2 protein-coding genes are annotated in these 1811 nt (G+C 62.8%); one reads left to right on the top strand and one right to left on the bottom strand.

Translation table 11 applies throughout. From position 1 onward, the window contains the following. Nucleotides 1-753: lipoyl synthase (gene lipA / locus Q7T06_RS08935; RefSeq protein ID WP_304783687.1), on the top strand; the 753-nt coding region annotated here is incomplete at its 5' end. A 443-nt stretch (nucleotides 754-1196) separates the two neighbouring features. Here lipA and Q7T06_RS08940 read toward each other — a convergent pair. Continuing rightward, nucleotides 1197-1811, bottom strand: a 615-nt coding sequence (locus tag Q7T06_RS08940) for a TolC family protein (RefSeq protein ID WP_304783691.1), incomplete at its 5' end; no start/stop codon positions are given.

Below are 1811 nucleotides of genomic sequence, written 5' to 3' on the forward strand. Positions count from 1 at the left end.
TCGTGCCCCAACATTGGCGAATGCTTCGGCAAGGGCACGGCGACCTTCATGATCATGGGTGACAAGTGCACCCGCCGCTGCCCGTTCTGCGACGTCGGCCATGGCCGGCCCGATCCGCTGGACGTGGACGAGCCAGCCAACCTGGCGAAAACCATCGCCGCACTGAAGCTGGACTATGTCGTGATCACCTCGGTCGACCGCGACGACCTGCGCGACGGCGGTGCCGCCCACTTCACCGAATGCATACGCCGCGTGCGCGAATTGTCACCAGCCACCCGCATTGAAATCCTGACGCCCGACTTCCGCGGCCGCATGGACCGTGCGCTGGAAATCCTGAAAGCCGCGCCGCCGGATGTGATGAACCACAACCTGGAAACCGTGCCGCGCCTGTACAAGGAAGCCCGCCCCGGCTCCGACTATGCGTACTCGCTGAACCTGTTGAAACGCTTCAAGGAACTGCATCCGGACACGCCAACCAAATCCGGCATCATGGTGGGATTGGGCGAAACCGACGAAGAAATCCTGCAGGTCATGCGCGACCTGCGCGAACACAATGTCGACATGCTGACCATAGGCCAGTACCTGATGCCCAGCGGCGACCACCTGCCGGTGCGCCGTTATGTGCACCCGGACGTTTTCAAGATGTTCGAGGAAGAAGCCTACAAGATGGGCTTCGTGCACGCTGCGGTGGGAGCGATGGTGCGCAGGTCGTACCATGCGGACCAGCAGGCGCATGGTGCGGGAGTGGTGTAAGCAGTGGTCCAAGCGCGCGCGATTACCGCGAAATGGCTTCACTCCCCACTCACGAATAAAAAGACCAGCAAGCAGAAGATCGGCGAAGAGTCAGATCCATCCGCCACCCGCTGGCGTAAACCGAAACCGGATCAGGCCGGCGTCCACGTCATCAGCGCCACCAGCCGCACAGGAAGCGGCAAGCCGCTGCCTTGCGACAAACAGTAGCGCTTGATGACGCGGCAGGAAAGGGGCGGAAAAGAGCGGCCGGGCGAGCGCAATCGGCGGCACAGCCCGGACTATTCGATAAGCAGCCGATACATCTGATGATGGAATGATTGCGAGCCTAAAACAGCCACAAGACATTCATCCAGATCGAATACCGGACGTGGCCGCGCAAAACTATTAGTGAGCATCCGTCGCTGGAATGCGACATGGGAAGGGTGAATTTCGGTGATGGCGGATCAGTCGCCATCACCATGATGCTCGCGCAGACTCCATAGCCGGTGCATGTCCAGCAGCAACCGCGCGTTCGCTTCCAGCGCATCGATGCGCGCCTGCTCGGCGGCGCTGATTGCTTCCAGCGACTGGCGACGCGCCAGCAGCGTGTCGTTCAGCGGCGCCTCGCCCAAGCTATAAGCCTTGCCGACCAGGGCGGCATTGGCTTGCCCCTGGCTGGCGATCCCGGCGAATCGATCCGACAAGGCGTTGGCGGATTGCGCCTGCATTGCCACTTGCGCCGCATCGCTTTCCACCCGCAGCTTTACCTCGCGCGCTTTCTGCGCCGCGGCTTCCGCCCGGGCCACTGCGGCGTCTGCGTTCGCGCTGCGCGCAGCGCCGGAGAAGGGCACCGATACGATCACCCCGACCATGTGTTCCTGGCGGTCGCGCTCCTGCGCATAACGCACTCCGACGGTGGGATCCGGGGTGCGCTCGAGGACCGTGCGTTCCGCAGTCAGGCGGCTGTGTGCCGCTTCCAGTTCCGCCAGTTCGATTTCGTGATTGTGGGCGAGGATTTTTTCCTGCCATTGGGCCACGCTGCCCGGCAGCAGGATCGGCGCAGGAAGCTCGCCCGGCAG

Source organism: Herminiimonas sp., assembly GCF_030645555.1.
Lineage (GTDB): Bacteria > Pseudomonadota > Gammaproteobacteria > Burkholderiales > Burkholderiaceae_D > Oxalicibacterium.